This window comes from Fibrobacter sp. UWT2, from assembly GCF_900142545.1.
Classification (GTDB): Bacteria; Fibrobacterota; Fibrobacteria; order Fibrobacterales; family Fibrobacteraceae; genus Fibrobacter.
This window is the reverse complement of sequence record NZ_FRBF01000010.1, coordinates 14,650-40,341: the sequence shown is the minus strand read 5'-3', so window position 1 is coordinate 40,341 and position 25,692 is coordinate 14,650. Positions and strand designations below refer to the sequence as shown.

Annotated in this window: 20 protein-coding genes and 1 tRNA gene; 10 read left to right on the top strand and 11 right to left on the bottom strand. The window is 49.2% G+C overall.

Features of this window, described 5'->3' with window-relative positions; translation table 11 throughout:
* The first annotated feature begins 29 nt into the window (after positions 1-29).
* The gene (locus BUA40_RS08530) at positions 30-1,574 is read left to right on the top strand and encodes a glycoside hydrolase family 5 protein (protein ID WP_072800219.1); all 1,545 of its coding nucleotides are present in this window, start codon (positions 30-32) and stop codon (positions 1,572-1,574) included.
* A gap of 246 nt (positions 1,575-1,820) precedes the next feature.
* Complete coding sequence (locus BUA40_RS08525) at positions 1,821-3,911, top strand: glycoside hydrolase family 5 protein (protein ID WP_072800218.1); 2,091 nt, start codon at positions 1,821-1,823, stop codon at positions 3,909-3,911.
* Positions 3,912-4,122: 211 nt separating this feature from the next.
* Here BUA40_RS08525 and BUA40_RS08520 read toward each other — a convergent pair whose 3' ends face one another.
* Positions 4,123-7,788 (bottom strand): SNF2-related protein, encoded by a 3,666-nt coding sequence (locus BUA40_RS08520; protein WP_072800217.1) that lies wholly within the window; start codon positions 7,786-7,788, stop codon positions 4,123-4,125.
* A gap of 136 nt (positions 7,789-7,924) precedes the next feature.
* Here BUA40_RS08520 and nudC point away from each other — a divergent pair, with 136 nt between their 5' ends.
* Complete coding sequence (nudC, locus tag BUA40_RS08515; protein ID WP_072800216.1) at positions 7,925-8,776, top strand: NAD(+) diphosphatase; 852 nt, start codon at positions 7,925-7,927, stop codon at positions 8,774-8,776.
* Between the two features lie 71 nt (positions 8,777-8,847).
* On the opposite strand, the gene BUA40_RS08510 is transcribed toward nudC, so the two are convergent.
* The gene (locus tag BUA40_RS08510; RefSeq protein WP_072800215.1) at positions 8,848-9,375 is read right to left on the bottom strand and encodes a hypothetical protein; all 528 of its coding nucleotides are present in this window, start codon (positions 9,373-9,375) and stop codon (positions 8,848-8,850) included.
* 91 nt (positions 9,376-9,466) lie between these two features.
* Between BUA40_RS08510 and BUA40_RS08505 the strand changes: the two genes are divergently transcribed.
* Positions 9,467-9,539: transfer RNA gene (locus tag BUA40_RS08505), tRNA-Gly, on the top strand.
* A gap of 207 nt (positions 9,540-9,746) precedes the next feature.
* Here BUA40_RS08505 and BUA40_RS08500 read toward each other — a convergent pair.
* The 5 genes from BUA40_RS08500 to BUA40_RS08480 form a co-directional block, all read right to left on the bottom strand.
* Positions 9,747-10,157 (bottom strand): hypothetical protein, encoded by a 411-nt coding sequence (locus BUA40_RS08500; RefSeq protein ID WP_143149747.1) that lies wholly within the window; start codon positions 10,155-10,157, stop codon positions 9,747-9,749.
* 75 nt (positions 10,158-10,232) lie between these two features.
* Positions 10,233-11,201: an HAD-IIA family hydrolase gene (locus BUA40_RS08495; RefSeq protein ID WP_072800213.1), complete on the bottom strand. Its 969-nt coding sequence runs from the start codon at positions 11,199-11,201 to the stop codon at positions 10,233-10,235.
* Positions 11,202-11,216: 15 nt separating this feature from the next.
* Positions 11,217-11,861 carry a hypothetical protein gene (locus BUA40_RS08490; RefSeq protein ID WP_072800212.1) on the bottom strand — a complete coding sequence of 215 codons (645 nt, stop codon included), beginning with the start codon at positions 11,859-11,861 and terminating at the stop codon, positions 11,217-11,219.
* 51 nt (positions 11,862-11,912) lie between these two features.
* On the bottom strand, positions 11,913-12,809 hold the full coding sequence (locus BUA40_RS08485) for an aspartoacylase (RefSeq protein ID WP_255369254.1): 897 nt from the start codon (positions 12,807-12,809) through the stop codon (positions 11,913-11,915).
* Positions 12,810-12,879: 70 nt separating this feature from the next.
* Positions 12,880-13,323, bottom strand: a complete 444-nt coding sequence (locus tag BUA40_RS08480; protein ID WP_072800280.1) for a hypothetical protein — start codon at positions 13,321-13,323, stop codon at positions 12,880-12,882.
* A gap of 374 nt (positions 13,324-13,697) precedes the next feature.
* On the opposite strand from BUA40_RS08480, the gene BUA40_RS08475 reads away from it, so the two are divergent.
* Together BUA40_RS08475 and BUA40_RS14565 are read left to right on the top strand one after the other, a co-directional pair.
* Positions 13,698-14,756, top strand: coding sequence for a nuclease-related domain-containing protein (locus BUA40_RS08475; RefSeq protein WP_072800211.1), 1,059 nt, complete (start codon positions 13,698-13,700; stop codon positions 14,754-14,756).
* Positions 14,757-14,987: 231 nt separating this feature from the next.
* Positions 14,988-15,467, top strand: coding sequence for a hypothetical protein (locus tag BUA40_RS14565; RefSeq protein WP_072800210.1), 480 nt, complete (start codon positions 14,988-14,990; stop codon positions 15,465-15,467).
* Here BUA40_RS14565 and BUA40_RS08465 read toward each other — a convergent pair.
* Complete coding sequence (locus tag BUA40_RS08465; RefSeq protein WP_178299589.1) at positions 15,454-15,777, bottom strand: helix-turn-helix domain-containing protein; 324 nt, start codon at positions 15,775-15,777, stop codon at positions 15,454-15,456. The two genes, BUA40_RS14565 and BUA40_RS08465, sit on opposite strands and share 14 nt — an antisense overlap.
* A gap of 144 nt (positions 15,778-15,921) precedes the next feature.
* Between BUA40_RS08465 and BUA40_RS08460 the strand changes: the two genes are divergently transcribed.
* The 4 genes from BUA40_RS08460 (at position 15,922) to BUA40_RS08445 (ending at position 20,909) form a co-directional block, all read left to right on the top strand.
* Entirely contained in the window at positions 15,922-16,290 is a 369-nt protein-coding gene (locus tag BUA40_RS08460) for a DUF1232 domain-containing protein (RefSeq protein WP_083585343.1), read from the top strand.
* Positions 16,291-16,366: 76 nt separating this feature from the next.
* Positions 16,367-18,115 (top strand): hypothetical protein, encoded by a 1,749-nt coding sequence (locus BUA40_RS08455; protein ID WP_072800208.1) that lies wholly within the window; start codon positions 16,367-16,369, stop codon positions 18,113-18,115.
* On the top strand, positions 18,099-19,205 hold the full coding sequence (locus tag BUA40_RS08450; RefSeq protein WP_072800207.1) for a hypothetical protein: 1,107 nt from the start codon (positions 18,099-18,101) through the stop codon (positions 19,203-19,205). The genes BUA40_RS08455 and BUA40_RS08450 overlap by 17 nt, the downstream gene beginning before the upstream one ends.
* Before the next feature lie 129 nt (positions 19,206-19,334).
* Complete coding sequence (locus BUA40_RS08445) at positions 19,335-20,909, top strand: biotin attachment protein (protein WP_072800206.1); 1,575 nt, start codon at positions 19,335-19,337, stop codon at positions 20,907-20,909.
* 131 nt (positions 20,910-21,040) lie between these two features.
* On the opposite strand, the gene BUA40_RS08440 is transcribed toward BUA40_RS08445, so the two are convergent.
* The 3 genes from BUA40_RS08440 to BUA40_RS08430 all read right to left on the bottom strand — a co-directional run bounded on the left by BUA40_RS08440 (position 21,041) and on the right by BUA40_RS08430 (position 25,673).
* A complete protein-coding gene (locus BUA40_RS08440) occupies positions 21,041-21,829 on the bottom strand; it encodes a hypothetical protein (protein ID WP_072800205.1) in 789 nt (262 codons plus the stop codon).
* Between the two features lie 74 nt (positions 21,830-21,903).
* Complete coding sequence (locus BUA40_RS08435) at positions 21,904-24,432, bottom strand: hypothetical protein (protein ID WP_143149746.1); 2,529 nt, start codon at positions 24,430-24,432, stop codon at positions 21,904-21,906.
* Positions 24,432-25,673, bottom strand: coding sequence for a hypothetical protein (locus BUA40_RS08430; RefSeq protein WP_143149745.1), 1,242 nt, complete (start codon positions 25,671-25,673; stop codon positions 24,432-24,434). Before BUA40_RS08430 ends, BUA40_RS08435 begins: the two co-directional genes overlap by 1 nt.
* Positions 25,674-25,692: the final 19 nt, after the last annotated feature.

Genomic DNA, 25,692 nt, shown 5'->3' with positions numbered 1-25,692 from the left:
TAAGAGCGAATCTTGAAAAAGGACCGAAAATGAAGCGTATTCTTGCCAAAACCGCCCTCTTTGCCCTCGCAGGAACCCTTTCTGCGACCGCAGCGACACTTCCCACCGCCAAAGAAGTCCAAGCCAAAATGGGCATGGGTTTCAATATCGGAAACTCAATGGAAGTGCCGAATAACCCGACTTTATGGGGCAACCCCTACCCGACTCAGGCGTTGCTCGACTCCGTAAAGGCTGCTGGTTTCAACACGGTCCGAATCCCCTGCGCCTGGGACAGCCACACCAGTGGCGGCAAGGTCACCGAAACTTGGCTTGACTCCGTGAAAACGGTGGTCGACTACGCCATGCGCGCAGGCCTCTACACGATTTTGAACATCCACCACGAAGGTGAAGGCGGCTGGTTCCAGAGCAACATCGGTACAAGCGTCAACCAGACGATTGACAACAAGATGAAGACTTACTGGACGCAGATTGCGAACAAGTTCAAGGACTACAACGAGCGCTTGATGTTTGCAGGCGCCAACGAACCCGGCCCGAATGTGAATACGTGGACATCGCAGCATGTGTCCACTCTCATGCACTACTACCAAACCTTTATCGACGCAGTGCGTTCCACCGGTGGCAACAACGAAACCCGCACCTTGATTATTCAAGGCTTGAACACCGACATCGACAAATCTGTCGCAAACGCTCCGATAAGCACCTTCCCGAAGGACAAGGTCGAAGGCCGCTTGATGTTCGAAGTGCATTACTACGATCCGTACCAGTACACGCTTATGACGAGCCAACAGGACTGGGGTGCAAGCGAACCCATTCTGCCGCAGTACTACTACGGTGACTACACCAAGGCTAGCGAACCCAAGCGCAACGCCGGTTACAACGCCTGGGCAGGCTCTGTGGATTCCAAGCTCGGAAGCATCGTCCACCCGCAGGAACAGTTTGCCAAGATGAAGACGAACTACGTGGATAAAGGTTATCCGGTAATCGTAGGCGAATTCGGCGCCAACGTTCGCAGCCCGGAATTGAACGGTTCCGACCTGAACCTTCACAAGCAGGGCCGCGTACAGTGGCATAAAGACGTTGTTTCTGCCGCCAAGCAATACGGCCTTACCCCGATTCTCTGGGACATGGGCAACGAAAGCGATTCCGGCTATGACAACATGGCTTACATTCGCCGCCAATCTTCACCGGTGGGCAAGGTTCTCGAAACGGACGTTATCAACGCCATGCGCAGCGTGTACAACCTCGGCAACTATAACAACACCGGTGTTACCCATGTAGAAGACTTTATTAACGGCGGTAACAACGAACCGGCATCTAGCTCTAGTGAAGTCGCCTCCAGTTCCAGCGAACCCACGACAACACTCATTGCAGGCTTAAACACGACGGTTCAATTTACTCGCAACGGCAATATGCTCTATTCTAACAAGCCGATTCGCCTGTTCGATGCCACCGGCAACCTGATTCGCTCCACCCAAAAGAAGAGCGGACGCTTGGAACTTTCGCTAGCCGGCCTCCACAAAGGCGTGTACCTCGCCAAGAGTGCCAACAAGACGCTTGTTGTTGGTGTGAGGTAAAAAACTCTACACCTTGTTGAAACTTCCTCATAAACCATAATTGCCGATTTTCTCGTAAAATCGGCAATTTTTATTTTTAAATGTAAATTTCGGTTTACTTTTGTTGAGAATTCAGCACCGCAATTTTTCAACGCCGACACTATTTTATTTACATCATTATCCGCAGAATTTAATTTCAATACAAAGACTAAAATGTTTGGTTATCCAAGGCTTAAATAACGGGTGCAAACCCAAAAGGAGCATAAAATGAAACTTTACGGACTCTTCGGAATCGCCTGCGGCATGACGCTGTTTGCAAGCTCTGCAGCATTTGCCCTCCCCAAGGCAACCGAAATTTACCCCGACATGGGTCTCGGCTACAACATCGGTAACACGATGGAAGTGCCCAAGAACCCGACACTTTGGGGCAACCCCTTCCCGGATGCCGCCTACGTGAAGGCCATCAAGGACGCCGGTTTCAACACCGTGCGTATCCCTTGCGCATGGGACAGCCACGCCTCTAACGGCACCATTAACGCAGGCTGGCTCGACTCCGTAAAGACTGTTGTCGACCTCGTGATTGGCAACGACATGTACGCCATTTTGAACAGCCACTGGGACGAAGGTTGGCTCGAAGACCACGTTTTTGACGGCAAGGGCTTCGACAAGACCGGCGAAGTGACTGTTTCTGCAGCCGATATCGCCGCCAAGCAGGAAAGCTACTGGAAGCAGATCGCTACCAAGTTCGCCGAATACAACGAACACTTGATTTTCGCCTCTGCCAACGAACCGGGCGTGAACGACCCGTGGAACGGCGGTTCCGACAATGGTCAGTGGGCATTCGACGAAGCCCGCATGCAGGTTCTCAAGAGCTATCACGAAGCATGCCTTAAGGCAGTGCGTTCTACCGGCGGAAACAACGCCACCCGTATCGTGGTCGTGCAGTCTCCGCGTACCGAAATTGACAAATCTCCGTTGCTCGCGTCCATGTACCCGACTGACCCGGCAGGCGAAGGTTACACCATGGCTGAAGTCCACTTCTACCCGTATCAGTTCTCCTTGATGACCAGCGGTGACGAAGACTGGGGCAAAATGTTCTACTACTGGGAAGACCAAACTCCGGGTACTGACGCAGCACACACTTGCTCCGGCTCCGCACTCGGATCCAAGAAATCTATCGACCAGCTGTTCAGTGGCCTCAAGAGCCGTTTCTACGACAAGGGCATTCCTGTCGTGATCGGCGAAATGGGCGCTGTAAAACGCCTCGGAGTCCTCACCGGTGATAACCTGAAGGTTCACCTGAAGGCACGCGCCGCTTGGTACGGCTATACGGTTGCAGCAGCCAAGAAGAACGGTCTCGTTCCTTGCGTATGGGATACCGGTGACGAAGGCGATGGCAACTTCACCATCATCCGCCGCCAGGTAAACAAGTTCGGTGGCAACGTCGGCGACATTACCGACGTCGAAACCTTGAACGCCATGCGTGAAGCTTACGGCCAGGCATCTCTCCCGGGCAACAGCATTGATTCCCTCGTCAACCAGAACCCGGACATTCCCGAAACCGCAGCTGGCAAGGGCGTCCAGGTGACTTACCAAACTGTAACTTCTGACTCTAGCGAAGTGGGTACATTGCGCATCAACCTTCAGGGTTCCAAGAAAGATCTTTCCAAGTATGTGGGTATTGAAGTTCGCTTGAAGGGCGAAGTTGCCACGGCAGGTCCCTGCTCTGGCGCAAGCGATGGTTGCGGTGAATACGGCTGGACCTCCATGGACCTCTTCATGATGACGGGCGATAGCTGGGCATGGTTCGACGCCTCTGTTCTTGAACAGGCCGACAAGGACCTCGATGCCAGCGCATTCCAGACAATCCAAGTTAAGTGGGAAGACTTCCGCAAAGAACCGACCGGTCTCAACTCTGCAAACGCCATCGGTCTGAACCTCTATGGCACGCAGGTCACCGGCACCATTACCTTTGACTACATCAAGGGTATCAAGGCCGACGGTTCCACCGAAATCATCGACGACTTTGACAAGAAACCGCAGCTCGAAGGCACCGCAAGCGGCAAGGTTGTCGCCCTCGGCGGCTCGGCTGCCATCAAGCCCGCGACCATTGCTGCAGCAAGCAAGATGCTCGTGAATGTGCAGCCCGGCATGGTGAGCGCAAACTTTGTAGCAGCCCAGACTGCTCCGGCAAAGGCCACGCTCATGAACAGCCTCGGTCAGGTGATTGCCCAGCAGAACTTTACCGCCAACAAGGGAATGAATACAGTTGAACTTTCTAGCAACTACCGCGGCCCGGCCATGCTCATGATCAAGCAGGGCAGCCAGCGCTACATGCAGAAGGTGATTCTGAAGTAAAACGAATCTGGTGTGGATTCCCGGCAGGTTGGAGTGTCTAGCCGGGATGCTTGACAAAGCAGAAAGACTCGGTCAGTGACCGAGTCTTTTTTTACCGTTCGCGCCCAATTAACTCAGTACGTACCCGAAGCGCTCACTCTCGCCAACACGACTTGTTAGGACAAGTCGCTTTCGGCTCGCATTTTACCGTTCGCGCCCTGTTAGGGCGCTTTTACAACGCAGAAGCTGAATCAAGCGCGAAGATTTCGCCGAGTTGTTTATCGTCCATATCGGCGAGCCAGGTTTCGCCGGCATTCACAGTCATCTGAGCCACAGCCTTCTTGGCTTCCAGCAGGGCATCGATTTTTTCTTCGAAGGTTCCCTTGGTAATAAAGCGGTGCACCTGCACATTCTTCGTCTGCCCGATACGGAAGGCACGGTCAGTGGCCTGCGCCTCAATCGCCGGGTTCCACCAAAGGTCGTAATGAATCACCTGAGAAGCAGCTGTCAAGTTAAGGCCCGTACCCGCCGCTTTCAGCGAAAGAATCAGCACTTTGACTTCCGGATCATCTTGGAACTTGCGCACCATTTCATTGCGCTGATTTTGCGTGCAACCGCCGTGATAGAAATCTGCCGTAATGCCAAGTTCGCGATCCAGAGTTTCCTTCAAGAGTTCGCCCATTTCGCGGAACTGGGTAAAGATAATCGCCTTTTCACCCTGATCCTGAATCGAGCGCAACAAATCCAGAAGCATGGAAAGTTTCCCGGAATCTTCGACCTTCGCCTCCCCCGCCTTCAAATAAGTGCGCGGGTGGTTGCAGATTTGCTTCAGCGCCAGGATCATCTGGAGAATCAAGCCCTTACGCTTGAAGAGGCTATGGGAATCGCCAGCCGCATTCGATGCACCAGAAGTATTGGCAACTTCAGCCAGCATATCTTCGCTAATGTCGATAGAAGCGCCCTCTTCAAGCATCTGTAATTCTTTCATGAACTCGTCGAGCGTACGCTTGTACAAAGCAGCCTGGGAGCGCGTGAGGGCCGCATATTCATTCTGCTGAATTTTATCGGGCAAGTCGCTGATAATACTCTTGTCCGTCTTCATGCGACGTAACATGAAGGGACCGGTAATTTTCTTGAAGCGGTCTGCAACAGCCTGGTTCGCATTTTTCTGAATCGGCGTTTCGTACTTGTCGCGGAATTCATTTGCCGAGGGTAAAAAGCCGCGGTTGCAGAAATCCATAATCGTCCAGAATTCCATGAGGCGGTTTTCCACCGGAGTGCCACTCATGGCAATCTTCATGGGCGCCCTGAAGGCGCGAATCTTTCGGCTCTGCTCACTATCGGCATTCTTGATGTTCTGGGCTTCGTCAATGACCACTACCTGCCAATTCAGCTTTTCCAGTTTCTTGAAATCCAATCGGCAAGTCGAATAAGTCGTAATCAACAAGTCCGCATTAAACTTGTCCAATTTTCTCGAAGCCCCATGATAAGTAAACACGGTCAGTTCCGGAGCAAACTTCTTGACTTCCATCTGCCAGTTGCACAAAAGGCCAGCCGGCACCACGACGAGTGCGCGCCCCTCATTCAGTCGGCCGTCCTGCTTCATCTTCAGCAAGAAGGCGATTACCTGAAGCGTTTTACCGAGGCCCATATCATCGGCCAGAATGCAGCCAAAGCCCATTTCCAGATTCTTGTACATCCAGGAATAGCCGCGTTCCTGATAAGGGCGGAGTGTCGCATTCAAGTTCTGCGGCAAGGCGATTTCGGTTTCGCCGCGCCAAGAATCAAACTGTTGCTTCAAGCCGTCGGTCATATTCACGGGAATGTCATCGCATTTTCCCGTGAGGCATGCCTGAATCAGTTTCGCCGTCGAAGGAATAAAGTTTTCGGCTTCAGAATCGCCTTCGCCAGTTTCCGAGTCGCCTTCAGCATACTCCGCAGAATCCGCAGCAACAGCTCCCGGCGCATTCTTCTTTTCATGTTCATCCAAGCGCTGCTGCAAAAGCGCCAGGTCATCCGATGTGTATTCGATGTAGCGGTCCTTATACTTCAAGAGACCGCCCGCATCCTTCGCAAGCCGCAAGAATTCTTCAGCAGAAACATTCTCGTCACCGAGAGCCACTTCCCAGTCAAAATCCAGCAGGTCTCCCGCCGTAAACGCGCCGATACCGAGGCTACCCTTCAGCTTCATCTGCGTCTTGGGCCGCGCCATTTCCCTTAAGGAGCGAGGCATCTCCGTCACGATACCGAACACTTCGAATTTTTTGACCGAATAGGTCACGAATTCCTTGAGTTCCGCGCCATGCATCACCAACGGCTCCACGGCGCGGCGTTCCAGATACGCCTTCAGTGGCTTAAAGGTTTCCGCGACGCAATTGAGCACATTCATCAGCGACAAAAGTCTCGGGTCGCTGTTTTCAAAAAGCATCGCCAGCGTTTCGCGCCCCGCCGAAGATTCCACCAGAACATTCAGCGCTATTTCCTTGCCCAACTCCGAGCAATGGAAAATAATCTTATGGTTGAATTCCAGCGAATTGTAGACCGAGAACCATGCTTGGATTTTAGAGGGAATCTTAAGGCCGTTAGCTGCGAGGCGCCCCGATTTGCAATCAAAGAAAAATCCGAGCAGGTTTTCGTGGGGGCCCTTCTTATAGCTTTGAGCCGTGCGGGCAAAACGCAACAACTTGCCGATAAACACAGACAATATGTGTTCGGCAGCGCTGTCCAAGTCTTCGCGAACTTGGTCCCGCATCGTAAAGGCAAAATCATCGGGAACGGACTTTTCCAGTTCCGACACCACCGCCAACACATCGGGCAGCATCTCCGCAGGCAACCAGCGCATCTGCGCCGTCACGTTATTCAGCCAGAACACCTGCGGATAAATCGCACCGCAACGCACCAGGTAATACGCCACCTGCAAAAGCTGATGCACAAAGCGCACTGTCACGTGGTTATGCCACACGCAATCCTGATTCAGGCGGCAAAGCGCCCCCATCACGTTTTCGACTGAAAGGCCTGTCGCCACTTCGCGTTCATCTTCGAGCTGGTTAAAAGTCCACTGCCACCCGCGCCCATGCACGATCTGCAGGCGTTCCTTTTCCATCAAAAAGGTGTGGGCGTGATAAATGCCGAAATCCTGGGCAAACTGTTCAAACTTTTCAAAGTGGTTATAAAAAGCACGACAGCGTTCCAGTTCGTCTACAAAGCTTTTCTTGAAGTTCCCCGCCGGACAAAACTCCGGAAAATTTGCGAGCATTGCCGGCAAGATATGGGAATAGTCCCGCCATTCCCCAAACTTGAACATCGGGATACGCGGCGAGGCCACCCGGTTGTTCACCGGCAAAATCCGCACCAACGTCGGTTCACTGGGCACATCCGATTCAATAGGCTCCGGCTTATAATCCTTAAGGTAAGCGATATCCAGTCCGTGAATCTTGAAAAGCACAAACGGATCGGCAGACATCATCTCAGCCAGTTTCAAGAACACCGAAATCACGTAACGGCACGGCAGCGGATCCTTGCAGTCGCAGTTCATGTTCACGCGGTCTGGGGATTCAAAAAGTTCAAGCCCGCTCTTTCCGACAATCAATTCAATGGAGGGGTTTATGGCTCCATTGGCAAGGGCAGCAAGTTCCACGGGCTGCTGCTTTAAAAGTCCCACAAAGACATCGGAGCGTTCCTTGTCGAACTTCGGGAAAACCAGGTAGACATTATGGAGTCCACCGTTAGGACCCTTGACCGACGCCATAATGCGGTTATCGGCCACCGTAAACGGCTGCACCTGTCCCCGCGTCACATATTTAAAGGCGTAATCAATGTCCCGTCCGGATGCACCAGCAAGCAAGTGGTCCAGCCACTTTTTGCTCCACCAGGTACTTCCATAAACACCATAATCCATAGCCGCCCAAATATAGTAATTTTCTCTGACAAAAATTGCTCATTTGAGCAAATTTTTAAAGAAATAAAAATTCAAAATTGCTCCAAATTGGCTTTTTTACTATTTTTGAGCCAAACCTTCTACCGAGCATGCTCCCATGATTCACGAGATTGCGCCCCACAAACTCAACAACGATTTCAAGCCCCGCGATCCGAAGACTTCGGACTTCCTGATTTGCTACGACGGTGCCAAGACGCTCCTCAAAAAGACCAACAGCGGCTACGCAATTCCGCACATCGGAGAACTGCTTGAACTTCAAGGGAAGACGCTCGACGACTTCGAAGGGCATTACCTTTTCTGCATTGACGACACAGCCTTTTTCCTGGACGATTCCTCCAAAAACGAAGAAACAACCGTTCCCGAAGGTTACGAATTCATGGGCAACCGCACCTTCCGCGGCATGAATCCGGTAGAACGCATGGGAGGCGCCACCGCCGCCCACATCGCCCACTGGGAATCGCTGAACAAATTCTGCGGACGCTGCGGGAACGTGACCATTCGCGGCGACCACGAACGTTCCATCATCTGCCCCAAGTGCGGCAATGTCGTTTACCCTCGAATTTCTCCGGTGGTCATTGTAGCCGTAAGTAACGGCGACAAGCTCCTGATGGCTCACAACATCGACAATCCGAACCCGAGACTCTTCTTGATATCTGGATTCGTCGAAATCGGAGAAAGCCTTGAACAGGCCGTACACCGCGAAGTCATGGAAGAAGCGGGACTCCGCGTGAAAAACATCCGCTATTTCAGTTCGCAACCATGGCCGTTCAGCGATTCACTCATCGCGGGCTTTACCGCCGAACTCGATGGCGATGACACCATCCGCATGCAAAAAGAAGAACTTTCCGAAGCCATGTGGGTCAAGCGCGAAGACATCCCCGAATACGAAACCGACGTCAGCATCAGCTGCTGCCTCATCGAGAACTTCCGCCACCAAAAGTCATGCTGACGAAGGTCAGCATCAGCTTTAAACCGCCAATAGTCACGCTGACGAAGGTCAGCATCAGCTTTTAAAGCCGCTTACTTTTTACTAGAATCCGCCGGAGCAGGTTCCGGTTTCGGTGCAAGCATCACATAAAGTGTGTCATGCACCACCACCGTATCGCGGACATACACCGTATCCGGTTTGCAGACAGCCGCAACTTCTACACTTGAAGAAGATTGTGCCGCAGAAGAAACCGCCTGCGAAGACGAACTTGCAGCCTTCTCAGAAGAACTTGACTTTGCAACTGCCGAAGATTTCCCCTTGTTCTTTTCTTCCGCCTCGATTTGTTTCATTAAGGTTTCACGTTCTTCACGCAATTGGATAAGCTCTTTCTTGTAGCGATCCTTGTTCATCGGACGGCGCTCGCGGGCATACTTGCCTTCTACACGATTGATTTTGCGGTCCAGTTCGCGGACTTGATCATACAGCGGTCCATCGCCTTCTACAGACGACGACGGACTAAAGAATTCTACAAATTTAGTCCACATGGACTTTTCTTCGGCATACCCCACCGAGACAAGAGCAACTGCTGCACACGCAATCATCAATTTAAACTTAAGCATGCCCTAATGATAGAAAAATCAAGCCTATAAACACACCCAAAGAGCCCGACCCCTTTACAAACACCGCATTTTTTCTAAATTAGCAACACTCGCGGGAGTAGCTCAGTTGGTAGAGCGCGACCTTCCCAAGGTCGATGTCGAGGGTTCGAAACCCTTTTCCCGCTCTAAAAAAGAGAAAACCATCCAACGGATGGTTTTTCTTTTTTAAGGTCAGGCAAGGTTTTGAATCCGAGAAGAGGGTTCGACTAAATTCTTTTGTGGGCGCAAGCCCGTGAAAAGAATTTAGGACTTACCGCACAAGCGGTAAGCCCGTAGGGCGGCAAGCCAGCCGCGCAAGCGGGGACTGGCGAAGCCGTCAAACCCTTTTTCAACTACTTATAGCCCCTACCATCATCCTGACGTTCAACAAACATATACAGTCCACCAGCATATAAATAGAATTCATCACATTTGTCAATCACATTTTTTATGACACTCTGTAATTCCATAGTCGCCATAGATACGAAAAGAAGTGAATCTAATTGAGCGAAACTTACATTTCTATGTACTTCAAGAGCTTTAGCACCACATGAAGAAGTCATTTTAGAATATACTGTCGCAAAATCACAAGTTCCTTCTTGATACATTTTTGCAGCCATATTAGCAAGCGCAATAGAATCTTTAGAACAGGCACTCTGTCCTACTTCTATGCTATATAACGCTTCGGAGCTAACTCCATCATCTGTACAAGCAGTCCAAAAACAACCAATTACAAGTATTAGCATAACAAATAAAAATTTCATTTTTTTTCTCCTGTTTATAATCATTCTAATATAGTTTTTATCAAGCATCAGTGTATTAAGGGAAACAAAATTCCCTTATAAATACCAATTCGGTTTAATCCCTAAAACGTTCTGATCCGTCTCAAGTTCATCAGCCGGCACATTGCGGCCAACAACAAGCGCCGAATCAAAGCCAGCGACTTTCGCGCCAAGCACATCCGTGCCTAAGGTATCACCCACCATCAGCACGCGAGAGCCTTCGGGCAAGCTACGCTTGACCTTTTCCCAAATCGCCGGGAATGGCTTGCCCAAATAAAAAGTCTCGCAGCCAGCGCCACCATTCGCCTCGCACATGGAATCGCGGCGCAGCCTCTCAGAAAGCGCGCCCGAAACAGGCTCGCGAACCGTCACACCATCGTCCCCCGGAATCTTCGGCGCCCACGCATCGGAATTCAGCACCAGAAGCATCGCGCCCGGGCGCTTCAAAATCTTGACAGCCTGCTCATAAGTTTCAGGCGTTTCCTTCGCCGATGAAATCGCCACAATCGGTTCTACAGGTTCTGCAGCCGGCGCCACCGCCTTAATGCCGCAGCTTTCAAGCACATGCTTGCCCGTTTCGCGCCCGATGTAATAGACCTCGCGTAAATCTCGACGCACACCAAAAGAAGCCCCGATCCGGCGACTGCGCAATTCAACGCAAAGTTCCTTCAGCAAACTCCCCGAAGAAATCGTCTCGGCCTCGCTAAACGCGAAGCCTCGCTTAGCAGCATCAGCAGCAAGAACCGAATCCACATCAGAAGCAGCGTTCGTAATCAGGCGCATCTGCTTTCCCGCGGCGCGCAGCATTGTATACCAATCCAGCGCCCCCTCGTAAACAAAGCTCCCGCGGTTATAAAGCGTACCGTAACCGTCAAAGCAAAACGCATCGTAACGGTCCAGCAAATCTTCCATGTGCGTGTAACGCGGCGCAGGCGACTCGCTCCCTGCGCACACACTCGTTCCCATACCCTGCGATTCAATGATTTGTTTATACCGCAGGTAGATTTCTGTTTCGAATTGGGTCATCGACTCAAACGTAGCCTAGCAGCGGCTATTCAGAATCCCGTAGTCGCGGCCTTCCACCGGAATCACCAACTGCAACTTCGAAAGCACATCGATATGCTTGTCGAATTCGGCCTTAAAGTCTTCGCCGAGTTCTTCTTCGTCATCGTGATTCAGATTGTAGGCAATGTAGCTGCCATCCGGGAAAATCGAAATGCAGCAATCCCACGTAATGTCGCCTTCCTGTTCTTCTTCGTCGTCTTCGCGGTCCTTGCTTTCAAGCATCAGCATCGGGCGCGGAGCCGGAATCGCTTCAGCGTGGCCGTTTTCAAAAATGAAGTAGTTACGGCTCACCAATTCGTGTTCCAGCGCCATCGTCGAAGGCGTACGTTCGAACTCGTTGCGGAGTCTGCGGATATTGCCCAAGTCGTCTTCGTACGGATCCTGGAAATCCTGCGGCAGCACCACCTGGTAGTAGTCAAATTCCTTTCCGCTCTTGGCATAAGTTTCCTGCCATTCCTGCGGCGGTTCCGGACGAAGCGTCAAGAAATCTTCGAATGCATCCAGAATATCCGAAAGGCGGGAATCCCACGGTTCGTTTTTCTGGTTCTGCACCAAGTCCATGAAATTCTTCAGGCGTTCTTCACCCGAGATTTCCTTCAATTCTTCATTTTCTTCACTCATTTTCTTTCGTCTCTCGTCTGTAGCCGCGCAGCGGCGTTCTCTCGTCTAAAGCTACCATTCCTCGATGCTTTTTACCGTGAGGCTCATCGCGATATCCTTTTCGTAGTACGCAGGCTCGCTAATGAAAATCGGATACACCGGGCTTTCGCCATGGTACAAAATATCTTCGCCGTCGAATGTGCGGAACAACTTGTCGCCATCCTTGAGTTCGCGATAGTCGCGACCCATCAATTCCGGATGAATCATCGCCTGAATCGGGCCACCGCCCTGCGGCTTGGGGTAACCCAAATCCTTGAACTGCGTATACACTTCCACCTTGATTGGCGGGCGTTTCTGCAATTCGCCGCGGTTCCATTCCTCGGCCAATTCCAGGTAGCGTTTCACCAGGCGTTCCGATTCCTCGAAAATCGCAGCATCCAGCGTTCCATGCTGTTGCGGGCCGATCTCGATACACACATCCGCCTTCGCCACCGTTCCAAAATACGGCGAAGCAGAGCGTTCTTCCGGCTGATAATAAATCCACGCATCCTTGAATTCCTGAGTCAACACCGCCGAGGCGCGCATCGTAAACGGATCTCGCGTCGACAGAATCAGGCAATAGCCCATATTCGAACCCGTGTTGTGCACATCCAGAATCAAATCCGTCTTGGTAGCAGCACCCTTCGGGCCGTACAAAGCATTCAGTTCTTTAGCACGGCGGAATTCATACAGCCGCGAATCAACCGACACATCCAAACAAGTCTGCGAAAAGGCGCGATTCAAATCATGATCGCGATAGCGGCGATTCAAACGCACCGCTTCGGGGTTAGCAAGCACCAAATCCACCTTGGCGCTACAGAGCGAATTATAACACTCTGGGTGTTCCATCCATTTCTGAACAAGGCGAACCCCCGTCCGTTCGTTACCGTGCGTACCACCAGCAACGACTATGGTATTAATCAAACTCATACCCATAATATAGAAAATCCCCGCTTGCGCAGGGATTATTCTACGGATTTAACACCTCCATGTTTAACGATTAATTTTCACCATTATGCATTTCAGTCTGTTCGCGATCAATCGTGTAAGTCAAGTATTCTCTGAAGTCACGGTCAATCGTAACCCCTTCGAAGTCCTCGATATCATCCACATGAACATCGAATACCGACAGATTGTCAATCCAATTCTGGATATTGTATTCGTCGATGGTGATCGTTTTATCACCAGGGCCTTGCGCCACATATTCGATTTTTGATTTCGCGACCCACCCCTGACCGCAACTTCCTTTCACAAGAACCTCCGTATCGGCATCCTTGAGAATCGTCAGTTCGTCTTCGAAGTGAGCGGTGCAGACAACCGCGCCACCACCTTTTTGAGATGTGACATCGATGTCTCCCAACTTTGACTTAACCTTCCTGGCAGCGAAAGAGGTCGATACCAGAACGGCTAGCATTACAAACAACATTACTTTTACGCTTTTCATGATGGACCTCCGTGTTATCGGGGCAACCAACCGCCCCACCTCCAAGATACAAACACGCTCATTCGCTAGACCAGCGAATGTAAACATTTTATTATTCCAAATTGGAATAGCAATTTTTATAAAAAGGGGAAAGCCTTCCCCTCGCTTCAGCCCCGCCCTTATCGGGTCTTCCGCTACCCCTTCTAACGGGCCCTCACACGCCGGCAGGAGCCTGCCCCGGATCTGATCCGGGGTAACGCCCCGGCTTAGTAAATGTCTTCCCGGCCTAGAGCCGGGATCTCCCTTACCCGCCAAAATCGTACACGCGCAGACCTCTTTAATAATTTTTAAGTTATATTCAAAGTACAGGCAATCTACTAGCACTGAGGAACAACATGGCCGAAGCTAATCCTTTTATGACTTTAGAAAGAGCTCGAAATACTTATTGGCTAAAAACCAATTATAAGCCGATGGGAGTATTATTTGACAACGGTTTTCTAACACAAAGTCGACTTGAATGGGGTGCAAAAAAAGCCTACGATTCCGCAATTCGAGATGCATGCATAGTTCTGCTAAAGCAAAAACAGGTTTCAACAAAAAAACTCATTGAAAAAGGAAAACTTCCCAGAAACATATATGAAGCAAACGCTGTCATCTGGCCTTTCAGCATACACACAGGAAGAACCGGTTGTACCATGGGCGAACTAATCGACAATCGCGATATAACCAAGCGCGATCTAGCTTACGCTATTGAAAAAGCTTGGGATGAACAAGTTCGCACAGCAGCGCACATTATACTCCGTTCTCAACTGGGAATGGAAAGTGAAAAAATGAATGAGCCAAAAGGCACTCTTAAAGTGACCGCAAACCGAAGTTTTATGGAAAAACAAATAGAAGCTCTTTCTTTTAAAAAGGGCGCTTTCTGGGGAACTATTCTAACGACATGCACCATACTGTTCATACTTGACATCATTTATATGGGCGTAACAGGAGCTATTCCGACTCTAATTGATTTTATTGTAAAGACAAAAATCATAGGTTTTGTTTCTATCGTCATTATACTGTCTTTTTTCATGTTTATGGCAAACCTCGTTGTAAAACATACTGCCGAAAAGAAAATTGACGACTATGACTTTCAAATAAAGAATCACAAACAAGGTAGAGATGGTGAAGACAAGGTTATTGACGTAATGCGAGAATGTTTAGATGGTTCATACCACGCTTTTCGAAATCTCGTACTTCCAAATAAAAAAGAAGACATGGATATAGTACTTGTTGGACCACAAGGAGTATTCATCTTTGAAGTCAAAACATACAATGGTAAATACGAAAATATAACTGATGATTGGTATTTTTGCGGAAAGAAAAAGAAAAAAATCAAAGACAGCCCAACTAATCAAGTAAAAAGAAACGCCGCACAACTTGCAGACTTTCTTGAAGCCGTTTTCAATTGAAACAAGGACAAAAAATGGGTTAATCCAATCGTGGTTTTGGCCAATGCTGATACAACTTGCTATGAAACAAATCCAAGTGTTCCTATTTGGCGAATTCAGCACCTAGCCGACGAACTAGGTAACCTCACTGACAAGCGCATTCTTTCAGAACAAGCACAAAAAGAAATTTGCGAAAAATTGGAAAAATTATATAATGTCTAAAATAATATCATAAAAAATATTAACACCTATATGCATTTCATTGAAAGTTCTTGTCCAAATTGCAATCACCTAAACGAATTTCCTTGCAACAATGTTTGGAGATACGGTAGCCCAATTGTAAAATGTCAAAAATGCCAAACCGAATATTTAGACGATCAATTTCGCGAAGTCGCAATCGAAGGAATTGCTCCTAGATCCAGCAAAGCTTCCTTATATTTTTTCATAGGATTAATACTCTTAGCAGGCTCCCTAATTCACGCCGCAATGGTTTATTTTCACTCCTTAACACCAGGCACCTATTACTACGACAAAGCTATTGTAGGTTCAATCATTGAAGGCATTGCATCATTACCCTGCTTCTTCATGTCCATACGTATCAAGTTCGGGTTTCAAAATACCAGCAACAAAAAATACATGCACGAATCCGAAGAACGTTTAAAAGATCCTTTATACGTTCAAAAACTTGAATCTTACGGATACAAAATCCCCGACAAATTTAAGAGGTTTTAGCAGGCAGAAGCAAGGCGGCCTTGCAATCCGAAAGCACTTTCATCAATTCTTTCTTATTCGCGCCCAAAGCAAAGAACATCTTTATCATCAGTTCTAGAGAAACACTAGAATCAGCATGTTCCACCTTAGCATATCGCGACTGACTTGTCTTTGCCAAGATTGCTGCGGAGACCTGTGTTTCACCACAAGCCTTTCGTTTGGCAACCAAAGCCTTTGCCAAAGCTACTTTCATTTCAACAATTGCCATTTCAGCCGGACTCAGGCCAATAAATTCATCCACATCGCCGACTTTCCAGCCTTTCTTCTGCAATTTTTTTTCGCCTTTTCCATACACTAATCCTTATCATCTCAAATATATGTCAGATTTGACATAAAATCAAGGGTTAGATTACACCCCGTATATCTTTGGGACCGCAAAAAACTTTCAACCGCCTAATTTATTATATTAAGCACCATGTTAAAAGATGAAGACGAAATCGAAGAAGTAGAAGTTCACGAAATTCACCGGGAAGATGTTCCAGTGGAAGATCATTCTTCGAACATGAAAAAGGCTTTGGCGGTGTTGCTGATGCTTGCCGCCTTGGCTTATGACGCTTCTCCGATAGACTTGATTCCAGACATTCCCATCATAGGCTGGATTGACGATGCTGGCCTTACACTTGCCGCAGGCATCAACCTGATTCAACAATTTGTCGGAAACCAGAACGCAAGCCTGGTTAAGCTCCTGAAATACGCCAAGTGGACCTTCGTCTCGATGGTCGCCATAGCCGTTTTGCTGCTAGGCGGTCTAATCGCCCTGATCGTCAATTTGATTGCCAAGTAAATCAAATTGAAACGCATTGACCTCATTTTTTTATCAATCTTTATTAAATTTGGGGCAAAAGGGAGTTCTCGGGTTCATGCGTTGGGTTAGTTCAGGAATCTTTTTCATCGTAGCGCTCTGCACGGCGGTTCTGTCATATGCCGAGCCCGGCTACTGTTTCTTCAACTCCCGAGAATGCGAAGACTTGATCGATTCCGTTGAAGCGGCAAGACTCCCCGACTCCCTCCGCATGACCCTACAAGAAAAGCTGGACAGCGACACAGGATTCGTGTTCTGGGGGACAGCCAACGTTATAACTTTATCGACAGTATCTTACCATAACGGGAAAATGGATTTCTGGTCTGATAAAGAAAAAAATCTTTCTAAAGAGCAAAAAAGCGAATTCTTTTTGTGGCATGACAAACAACACAATTTATCGTTGCGCAAACTAGATTCAATCCCCTCTGACCTTAAAAATGCTTACATCGGGGCCAGCAATTACGCATATTACAGACTCCTTAAAGTAGAATACCAGATAAATAAGGTATACGACCGCCACACTAGAACCTGGAGAGACCCCGAAACATATTACGACACCCTTTCGCGCACCTACCTTATCTACAGCGGTCCCGTTATCGAGACTACCCCGCCCAAGCTCTTGGCAGAAATTTCTCTCGAAGGCGACGCATCCAAACTTGAGCGAATCTATTTCAGCGACGGTCATTCACGCATTATTGAAAAAGACGAATTCAAATCCCTTGAAACCATCGCTAAAAGGCAAGACTCATACCTACCGAACCGTTTCAAAATTGAAATTTCCAAGGACATGAGTCCGATTTACAAGGAGCAAATCAAGGAAGCCCTTGTAATAGGCGACAAAGACGCGATCCGGGAGAACACTGCCAAACTGGACACTTTCCTAGTTCACGCACACAAGCGCTTCTTTTATAGTTCTCCGTCCAATCTTAGCAGCAACACCAAGCGCCTGCTTAGCGCCTACTTGCGCACCTTCGAAGACTATGCGGATTGCCCCTATTCCCCCTCTCCGTACGTAGATGACGAAGAAGCAGCCATTCACGCGATGTTGCAAGATTCCCTCAGGGCAATGTATCGTTCCGGCGAACTTGAAAACGCCCTACTAGACCGCAGTTCCAGCGACCGCGCCTTCTGGCGGATACTCGCCGCTGCACTCGTTTCGGATAACCAAAGCGATTTGAACGCCCTTATTAAAGCGAACGAAGACAGCGTCAAGAAAATTGAGCAGTGGAACTTTATCACCACGAATTTTTACGTGGATTACGGAGTCGGCTGGAACATTCAAATAGGCATGGGCGGAGGCCTATCCTTGGGATTCGGCGATGCTTTCAGTTATGATTTCGACAACCACCCCACATTTGACATCACCTTGGAATTCTTCTACAAAAAAATCGGTGGCGGTTACAATACAAGGATCCTACATTCCAAGACCTTCGACGACAACAAATTCCAAAGCCTAGTTCTTATTGACTTGTACGCCGGCTATCGCACCTTTGTAACATCCTATGTAGAAAACAGAATCTATCTAGGTCCCACAATCCTCTTTAGCGACCTTCAAGTAAAAGATGTCGAAAAGCCCTTGAAATCCCATGTCGGAGCAGGGCTTCATTTCGGAACGGCGTTCGACTTCTATTTCACCAAATACAAAGACGATGGACAATTCCGACTCGGGTTAAGACTTTTCGCAAGCGTGAGCAACTACTACACAGACATCGTAAAAGATAGCGACGGCGGCATATTCTCCGTAACGCTCACCCCGTTAATGCAATTCTACGACAGGAGTAAAAAGAAATATGGCGAAGCTCACTAACATGCTCAAGAAAGTTTTTCTTTTACTCATTTGCGCATTCTTTTATTCGCAAGCCGCAGATCCAGTCCAGTTTGAATCCGGCCACGAATGGGGCTGGGGCGGAACAACAAGCGAAAGCAAACCTGAAAAAAAGACCGCAGAAATCCCGTATTTCGACCAAGATATCGGCCAACATCTGCTAAAAAAGGAATTCAGTTACATCGCAAACCCAGGATATGTCCGCGAAAGCTTAGCAAGATCCGTAAATGTACACCGCAGAGCATTCGGGCGACTGACTTATTTTGGGTATAGCAACGAAGATTTTTACGAAGATGTCTACACCTACCTCGCAAGCGACGCCTGGGAAGACGACCTGAAAAAACTCCCCGCCGGAGACGCCGCATTCGTGCGCCTCATCGTCTACTATTGCTTTATCAACATCGAAGGCAAGCGTTACGTACAAATTCAACTCGATAAAATCGAAAACGACAGTCAACGGGAATTCCTGCAAGAGTTCTTCAATGTCAAACGGCAGCGCGACGTTCTGCGAACCGGTCACTGGAATTTATTCTTCGGATTCGGGGGCAACTATTTCTCTCATGGTGCCGACGACAAGCTTAACCCCGGCCCGGCATTCGATCTCGGTTTCGGGTACTGCTTTGTCGGAAGGTATTGCACCGATTTCCGCATCGGGAGCATTGTCGGTGTAAATCCGTACAAAGAAGACGTGGTTCAGTCAGGCGTCACCTTCCCCAAAAAAGAAATCTCCTACACCGCAGTCGAAGCCCTGCTCCGCACCAAGCTGATTTACACCTACGATTATGAACTTTCCGTTTTCGGAGGTTTAAGACTGCACGCCATCGAATTCGACACCGAAGAAGGCAAACGGTTCAAAGATAAAGGTCTTAAGGACATGGCCAACGGTTATTCCTACGGTTACACCATGGGCTTTGAAGGGGCCAAGTTCTTCGGCGGGAACGGCGTCATCCCCAAACTATTCGGAATCAGCGCCCGAGTCGGCGTAGCGAACTTCGGCGACAACAATCTCGATATCGGCGGCTATAACTGGTACGGAGGAATAGACCTTATAGCAAAACTGATAAAACTATAGGTCCAAACCGTTAAAATCAGCCTCCCATTACAATTTCCGAGCTATTATCTGTAGCCCACTTTTTCTATCTTTCCCCCCGTATTTTATTGTACAGTAAAAAACAAGGGATTTATCCCACAGGAAAACACTATGAAAAAGATCAAGTTCCAGGATACCTCGTTCCGCGATGGTTTCCAATCTATTTTCGGTGCTCGTGTCTTCGCTAAGGACTTTATGCCCGCTGTCGAAGCTGCCTGCAAGGCCGGCATCACCCACTTTGAAGCTGGTGGCGGCGCCCGTTTCCAGGCCCTTTACCAGAACTGCGGTGAAGACGCTTTCGACATGATGGACGAATTCCGCCGCGTGGTGGGTCCGAACGTCCGTCTGCAGACCCTCGCCCGCGGTATCAACGTGGTGGCCCTCGCTCCGCAGCCGCGCGACATGATCAAGCTCCATGCCGACATGTTCAAGAAGCACGGCATGACCCGTATTCGTAACTTCGACGCTTTGAACGACGTCAACAACCTCATTTACTCCGGTAAGTGCATTCACGACGCAGGACTTGAACACGAAGTCGTCGTGACCATGATGGAACTTCCTCCGGGATGCGACCTCAACGCCGCCCACAACCCGGAATTCTATGAACGCATTCTCCGCAGCATCCTGGACGCAGGTGTTCCGTTCGCCTCCGTCTGCTTCAAGGACGCTTCCGGTACCACGAACCCGACTAAGGTTTATGAAACCTTCAAGCGCGCCCGTAAGCTCCTCGGTGACAATGTGGAACTCCGCATTCACAGCCATGACACTTGCGGTACCGGTGTGGCCCAGTACAAGGCTGCTATCGAAGGTGGCGCCGATGGCGTTGACCTCGGCCGCAAGCCGCTTTCCGGCGGTACGGCTCAGCCCGACCTGTTCTCCATGTTCCACGCCCTCAAGGGTACGGAATACAAGCTCGCCCTCGGTGAAGACAGCATCGTTGACGATCACATTCCGGAACTCATGGAAGCCAACAACGTCGCTGTTGAATGCCTCAAGGACTACAACTTCCCGCCTGAAGCTCGTCAGATTACGACCGACGTGATCTTCAGCCCCATGCCGGGTGGCGCTCTTACCGCCAACACCCTCATGATGCGTGAAACCAAGACCTTCCACCTGTTCCCGAAGGTTATCGAGAACATGAGTGAATGCGTCCGCCGCGGTGGCTTTGCTTCTTCCGTGACGCCGGTTTCTCAGTTCTACTTCCAGCAGGCTTACATGAACACCCTGAACCAGGCTGCCGGTCGCGGTACTTGGTTCAAGATGACCGAAGGCTACGGCAAGATGCTCCTCGGTTACCAGGGCAAGACTCCTTGCGAACCGGATCCGGAACTCGTGAAGATCGCTGCCGACCAGTTCAACATGAAGCCGTTCAAGGAAGCCTATCCGGGCGTCCAGTGCGCAGAAGAAATTCTTCCGCCGGGCATTCCGGCCGCCAAGAAGCTCCTCGAAGAAAATGGTCTCCCGGTCACCGACGAAACCATCTTCATCACGGGCTGCCTCCAGACGAAGGCTGGCAACAAGGGTATCGAATTCCTCAAGGGCAACCGCCACATTGGCGTTCCCAAGAAGGACCCGAACGCTGCTCCGGCAGTGGACACCAAGAACATGAAGGCCGGCGCAGCAAGCACCTACCGTATCGCTCTTGGCAACCAGAGCTGGGACGTGCAGGTTCAGACCCTCAAGTAATTTGTTACGGCATCCGCCGTTCTACAAACAAATTAGAAAGAGCCGTGGTTCAAAGCCACGGCTCTTTTTTATGCAAAAGTTCCCGGCAAAATGCCAGGAACTTCTGTTTTTCTTTTTTCGGGAGTTTCTTACTAAAACACGAACTGCTTACCCGCAAACACGGAGAGTTCCATCAAATTTCCGTAAGCCGCCCCGCCGAAGAATCCGCTCGGGTGCGTATACGTCCACTTGATAGACGATGTCCAATCATCGATATCGCCCTTGTAGAAGAGATCCATTTCAGCAACCAAGTTGCCATATTGACCTTGACGTCCTAAGTATGAGCCAAGCCATACAGAAGTAACTGCGGCGACACCGTTGTTTTTGTCGATGCTATTGATAAACCTGTCTTCGTCCAGCTTTTCACGCATATCGTCATAATCGGAACCGCCCTGGAACATTTGAACGCCCGCAGCGGCACCGAAAATGGCATAACCGACACTGAAATCGGCACCGAGAAGAATACGTTCCTGCACATTCCAGAAACTATAGCTGTCCTTGCCCGCATCGGACTCAAGCCAAGCATTATACTTGACATCAGTACTATCGCAAGCATAATCCTTATCACAGCCAAATTGGAGCGATCCGCCAAAAACGCCGGCAGCCACATTCACAAATAGCGGCGAGACCGCCCCGCCCAAGCGATAAGTCACACCAACGTTTCCGCCACCAGCATTCACGTCTTCCACATTGTAGGCATCACCGGTATGTCCATAAAAGCCCGATGCGGCAACAGACAATTCCTGCGAGGCGTTGTCAGGCGAGGCGCGATGAAGCATCGGGGCTGGCATCAACGTCGCACCCATAGAGCGTGCAGTCGGCTGGAGACACCCCGTAAGCGCTACCGATATGGTCGCCAGCAGAATGAGTTTTTTCTTCATATCATTACTCCTATAAAAGCGGTATGGGAGTCCATACCGCAAAGAAAAATAAGATTATCGCCTAAAAATCGGCCCTATTTCGCAAAAATTCTGTACACAGAACAAACCTCATCCGTTTTTACGTTGGCAAACACCAACCTTGAGGCAATTTTCCGATGATCATGCGTAATTTTCGCATCAATAATGTCCGAAAGCGGGATCTCTTTGACTAGGAAATTTCCGTCTGCAACGGCATTATTACGCAGCAGCTCTATCCCCGAGGAATAAGAATCGAAATAGACTCCCGTTCCCTGGCAAGTTCCCGGCCAATAATAGACAAATAACTTGCTGTAAGAATCCGCACTTTTATCACCACTCAAATCCAAATAGGCTCCACCATGGAGTTTCTGGAAACGCAAGGAGACTCCAGAGCCCAAGGCATCGCTATACGGAGTTGCCGAAACAGCCGAAGTCCAAGGCACAAACTTGAAAGCCGCATTCGGATACAGATTCTCGCTGAGTTTATCGTACTTTTTCTCCGTATTTTCAACGGTTTTCAGCAGCACCGGATTCGAAACCGTCACGTTACCGCCATCCGAATTCAGCACCAGTCTTAGCCAGCGATAGCCCTTTAGAGCACTTTCGCCTGCAGGAAGTTTCCAATAGATTCGGTGCGTTTTTCCGTCTACAAGGACATCCTTTTCTTGCAACTGAATCTGTCCAGAACTGATTTTGGATTTCTGTAACAAGAGTTCGGCTTTCATCCAATTTCCATTGGATTTATTGACCTGGATATCCACCTGGAATGTTGCACCTTCGATCAAATCTTCGCCATTATTATACGAGGCAACCTTATGCCATCCGGCCGGAACATCAAAAGCAACGCTTTCGTCCTGTTCCGTCGCGTCGGCATTATAATCGTAACGGCTATAAGCAAAGTATTTTTTCTGGACATAGCCGTCTTTCTTCAAGAAATTCGGCATCTTTGACTGATCCATGCAATTGGTGCCTGGCGTAAAGTACCAAGCCAAATTTTCGTTACGGAACTCCTTATTGGCGTTATCGTAATCGTAATTCGCTAGTTCGCAAAGTACACGCCACATATCCACTTGCAAGCCGCCAATAATCGCGGAATCCGCACTCAAATCTTTATTTTCAGGAAGTTCAATATGCCTACCGCTAATTGATTCCTTATAACGCGGGTGTGTCGCATCTACGGCATAAACCGCATTGGCGGAACTTTTCGATTCCGGTTTTGCAAAGGGGAATCCCGACTGATTTTGCGTAAAGGCGCAAACATCGGTCATGCCCAATTTCCCATTGCAGTTCAAATCCATGGCGCTGGCCGTCGGAATGAAGGTGCTGTTCTTTTGCATCAGGGAATCTTCATCCCAGCCCGTTGCAAGTTCAACAGAAGTAAAAGCCACCTTCTGCTTCATTCCCTTGGGCATAGCATCAAGCATGCCGTCACGCAAACCCTGGTACATCGTTTCCGCAAACGGATAGGTACTCCCCTGAACAAAATCATAAGTAGCGGGAACCTTTGGAGCAGCCTCTTCAATCTCACCCGGATATCGGTATATTCTGTTCTTGGCAATTTCGGTTTTGCCGTCAGTATAGGAATAGAGCTTACTTTCGGCGCGTCCGAATATGGAACCATATTTTTTAGCGTGCCTATTCAGCACGAAATACGTACTCGAATGGTTCGGAATCGTCCCCTTCAGCTGACCTTGGGCAATCAGCACCGACGGGAAGCCCTTGTACTCAGCCGCCTTGCGATATTCACCAAAAAGGAATCGTTGGGTAGAAGTATTTACCTCATAGCTATAATCATCGCATTTAGCGTCATTGCACTTTTTCTGATGCAACAACAGGCCACTTGCACCCGGACCATCAATCAAGTCCTTGAATGCTTCGGCAGCATCGGAGCCACCTTCTTTTGCCCAGAAATTAATCGTGTAGTACAGCGAAAGCGGCATAATCGCGCCCTGATGCGGCGAATCCAAAGAGGCATACAGACGAATGGGAGCATCCGTCTTTTTGTTACGCTGATTATCGTACAAATACGAGGCGTAGCGTCCAAGAACACCACCCTGGCTCACCCCGAGTACCACAAAGCCATCAGTCTGCTTATTTTCAAAGCCGAAAAGGGCATTCGAATTCATGATACGCAAAATATTCGCAAGTGTCTGCGCATTCTCTTGCAGGGATTTTCTCACCGTTTCCGAAAACTGCACCAGAACCGCCGTATAACCTAATTCAACAAGTGGATCAACAATACCAAAGCGTTCCACTTCTTCTTGCATTTCGCTCAAAGACCTTTTATTATCGGTACCAAGGTAAATGCCGTCAATAATCAAAAACGGACGAACCAGATTGAAATTGTACCTTTGTGATTCATCTATCTGAGGATTCAACACCCTCACGCTAGCATCCACTTGCGATGTAACGCATGCTTCGCCCGCCGCAGTTCGAAGCAATGGCATAAACGAATTTCGCTTTGCAACGCACAAATCATCGGCACTACGATTCTTGTCCTTGCCAAAGAACAAGTCTATATGTTCCCTAGCCGCAGAATACGACACCCCAACAAACAAAGCTAAAACAAATGACAGGAACTTCATTATTTCACCTCCACGTATAAAGTTTGATTGATATTGACGCCGCCTTCAGAGAGTCGAACATTCACAGGCTGCACGCCTGCCGATTCAAACTCCAGCAGCATTTCGGATTTCGGTTCAAGAGTCTGCCATTTCTTATTCGCATAGATTTCGACTCTAGGCAAAGAATTTCTGTTCGTACTGACAAAATAAGGGTCGTAGAAAACCCTGAGTTTCGAGCCCTTCACACTTGCCGAAGGCAGGGCCGCCTGCAAAATTCTCGCATTTACCAATTGCACGTTTTTACAAGCGCTATCGTTACACATGCGATAGGCATAATCTACGTTACCAATCAAGAGAGGCATTTCCCGCTTGTCCGATTCTGCAGCGACTTCGTTTGCCTCGTAGAACAAGCCCTTCGGATTAGCAATCACACTGTCGCGCAGGCGATTCCTGTCAATGAAATACATGTTGCGGAACCAACCATCTCGGGACTTCTGCGGAGTCAAATCCGTCCGTGTCGGGAATTCTTCAATCTGGCGATGTTCCTGTTCACTCAGCACAAAGTCAGCCTGCGTAGAATTCTTGGTTTCAAGACGTTCTGCTTCGGAATAGGCTGCCGTTGTCATAGCCGTAGGTATCGCCAGGAATTTACCTTCACGATACGGATTCTTGGGATTCATGTCACTGTACGGATACAGCATTCCCGTTCCGGCAGATTCCCCCGACACCGCACAACTAAAGGCAATATCATCTAGGAAAAGCGTCGTGTATTGATGAGCCGGGACATCAAAGAGTCCGACGCCGATTTTTTCAATTGTCTTGGTGGCGCCCCCTATCAGCTCTTCAACAAGAACCTTCAGCGAATAAGTCTTATTAGCGGCCAAATTAAAGAATTTCACGCCGCTATTGCCGAATGCCCCCATAAGCCAAATACCGAACTTACCTTTCTGCGTAGAACGCACCTTGAAAGTCAAGTTCCCGCCCTGGACGGTTACCGGCAACTGATTCAACGTCAGCATACCCGTCCAGTCCCCCGCCTTATCCTTCATACCGGACCAGCGGATATAAGGCGGGGTAAGCGCCTCCATTTCGCCCCAGTTGGCGCTCCATTCCGGCGCTTCCGGGAACGTCATGTTCGTCGTTTCCATTTTACCAGTTTCGCCATTTTTATACAGCGAAACATCGTTACAGACCTGCGCATAACCCGAAAGAGACAATACGGTCCCTATCAAGGCTGCACACCTTGACATCCTATTTTTCATAGGACCTCCATTTGAAAGA